General features: G+C 67.4%; 5 protein-coding genes. 1 reads left to right on the top strand and 4 read right to left on the bottom strand.

Annotated elements, in window-relative coordinates; all coding sequences use genetic code 11:
• Positions 1-51 precede the first annotated feature (51 nt).
• Complete coding sequence (locus AC08OP_RS23930; RefSeq protein WP_476616235.1) at positions 52-627, bottom strand: hypothetical protein; 576 nt, start codon at positions 625-627, stop codon at positions 52-54.
• Between the two features lie 131 nt (positions 628-758).
• On the opposite strand from AC08OP_RS23930, the gene AC08OP_RS23925 reads away from it, so the two are divergent.
• The gene (locus tag AC08OP_RS23925; protein ID WP_476616234.1) at positions 759-1001 is read left to right on the top strand and encodes a helix-turn-helix transcriptional regulator; all 243 of its coding nucleotides are present in this window, start codon (positions 759-761) and stop codon (positions 999-1001) included.
• Between the two features lie 69 nt (positions 1002-1070).
• Here AC08OP_RS23925 and AC08OP_RS23920 read toward each other — a convergent pair whose 3' ends face one another.
• The 3 genes from AC08OP_RS23920 to AC08OP_RS23910 all read right to left on the bottom strand — a co-directional run.
• Entirely contained in the window at positions 1071-1676 is a 606-nt protein-coding gene (locus AC08OP_RS23920; protein WP_476616233.1) for a hypothetical protein, read from the bottom strand.
• Positions 1673-1960, bottom strand: a complete 288-nt coding sequence (locus tag AC08OP_RS23915) for a hypothetical protein (protein WP_476616232.1) — start codon at positions 1958-1960, stop codon at positions 1673-1675. The genes AC08OP_RS23920 and AC08OP_RS23915 overlap by 4 nt, the downstream gene beginning before the upstream one ends.
• A 220-nt stretch (positions 1961-2180) precedes the next feature.
• Positions 2181-2565: hypothetical protein (locus AC08OP_RS23910; protein WP_476616231.1), on the bottom strand; the 385-nt coding region annotated here is incomplete at its 5' end.

The raw sequence follows: 2565 nt of genomic DNA, 5'->3' as shown, positions 1-2565 counted from the left end.
GGTGTGGGGGAAGGCCCGGCTGACTCGCCAGTCGGCCAGGCGGGGGGGCGCTCAGGCGGCTCGGTGCGCCATAAGGTCGGCGATGCGCTTCGCGAGCTCGACCGCCTGCCCGCGCGGAACCCGTAGGGTGAACGAGACGTCCGGACCGACCTCGACGTCCCCGTACAGGTTGGGCAGGCGCACGGTTCCGGGCTTCCAGTCGATCGTCCGCCCGCCAAGGATCCCGGCGATTTCGTCGACGATGCGTGTCGTCTCGGAGTCCCACTCGTCGGCCGCCCGCTTGGTCTCGCGAGCTTGGGCGAGCGCGGCCCGGTACTCCGGTATCAGCCGCCGCTGGATCTCTCGGGCGATGGCCGTCGGCGGTCGGGACGCACCGACGCCGATGACGTGCTCCAGGCGATAGCCGCTGTCCTTCTTCCACGGCCAGTACTCGCTGAAGTCACCCTTCACACCGGTCAGGAGGATGCGGTCTTTGTTGCGCCAGTCGGGTGAGACATGGACGCCCTCGCCATTGATTCCGGACCGTAGACGTAGATAGGCGTCCCGGCCATCACCCTGGACTCCGTCATCGACTCTCCAGTCGCCCTCCAGCTCCCGGGCAATCTCCTGAGCCAAGTCCATGAGCATCGTGTTTGCCTCCTCGCGGCCCCTCCTTGCGGGGTCTCGTCAAATATAACAACGCAGCGTTGTGATTATTCGGGAAGTTGGTGTGATCTGCATCACAACGCAGCGTTGCAGTATCAGGGCATGATGGGTGCATGCCCGAGGACGAAGATCCCCTGATGACGGTGACGGAGGTGGCGAAGTACACCGGCATCAAGCCTGTGACGTGGCGTGCCTACGTCTCGCGCGGGACGGTGCCGCCGCCTGACGACCCGGACCTGGACCGCCCTGCGGAACGCCGGATGCCGCGGTGGCGGCGCTCGACCGTCGATGGCTGGACGTCGACGCGCCGACCACCGGGGCGACCTCGGACGGATCCGGCGGGCTCGCCCTCCTGAGGGTGGGCTCTGGCGGGGCGGTAGGCGGCCCGAGGAGCTGTTTCCCGTTTCCACACGCCCATCGGGCGGTCAGATGAGGCCGTCTAGATCATCGCCGGACAGTCGGTCCCCGCGGTACAGGACGTCGGCAACGCGACGCACTGCGGGCCACGTGACGTCAAGTGCGGCGTCGGCAACGGCACACAGGTCGTCCCAGTCGAATCCGGTACCGATCGCCTCGCCGTAGGTGATGGCCGCCGGGGAGAACTGCTCCGCGGCGAGGCGATCGGTTACCGTTGTCAGCTCGTTTGCCCACCTCCGGGTTGGGGTGGCCAGCCCCTCCTCGCGGAGCCAGCGGTCAGTGGCCCGCTGGCCGCCCGCGATGGCGGCACCATAGTTGCCCCATGGACCGGGGTACGGGCCGAGGTTGCACTCTCCACCCAGGGGGAGGCCGGTGTCCGTGTGGTGGCTTTCGCCGACGCCGACGCTCTCGACGGGGATGCTGGCGTCGCGGGCGATGACGGCATGTCCAGCCTCGTGGATTGCGGCGCGACGCCGATGATCATTGGCGTCGAGATCGAAGATTTCGTCGATCGACTTGCCGTCGATCTCCTCCATCGGTGGCGGCGAGGCCTTGGTGAAGATGGGGTGGCCGCCGACCCATATGCGATGCCAGCTGTGCCTGGCTCGGCTCATCGGGCGAGGCCCTTCGGGTCGACGCCGAGGTGCTCCAGGCCCTGGAGCCGAACGTTGCGCTCGCCCAGCAATTGGAGCAACTTGAAAACCTGGAGGCCGTTGGGCCCGTCAAGAGTGCTGGTCGCCTCAGAGCTGGCCACGCGAGCCTCGATGCGGCCGAGGCTCGCGTGGAGGTCGGTCACGATTACCCCGATCCGGTCCTCGTCCCCGGCGAGCTGCGATCCGATCTCGAAGGCGGCCGGGTTTCCCTCGGTGGCCGTGAGGAGCTTCCTGCGGTCGATCATGGTGATCCTTCCGGAAGGTGATGGTGGTGGGTGGTGAGTCTCTGGCCGCGAGAGATCGGAGGTTCCCGTGGCCAGAAGATCAGTCCCCGTGCGGGGGGCGTGGACCATGCCGCCGGGGGTGGACCATGCGGGCAAGGCGAGGAGCGGTCCGCACTGGTAGGTGCGAGATGCCTTCTCGGCGCTATCCATCTCACGCAGGGGGCGCGGAACGGCGAAGGCGCTATTCGTTGTCGAGGCTGATTGTCACAGTGGTCGGCGTTCCTCCGACGATCACGAACATGTGCTCTTCCATCGCTTCCTCGTAGCCTGGGCCCTCGTCGTCACCCTGATAGGGCAGCTCCCGGGGGGCCCGGACAACGGTGAAGTCCTCGCAGACGATCCCGGGCTGCGGCGCACGGCGCACCGCCGCAGCGGCCATGGTCAGCACGTCCCATAGGCGGCCCGACTCGTCCTGGACTGCACTGGTCTCCTGGGTGTCTTGGTCGTTCCAGGCGACGGCTGATTCCCAGGCGGTGCGGGTGATGACGACGGGCAGTCGGAACCCCGCTTCGCGGGCAACGGCCTGGTCGACGGTGACAGGGCCGAGACCGGTAACACTCATGATT

The organism is Frankia sp. CeRuru1 (assembly GCF_977966315.1).
The sequence above is the reverse complement of the archived record's forward strand: the minus strand, read 5'-3'. Positions and strand labels throughout refer to the sequence as shown.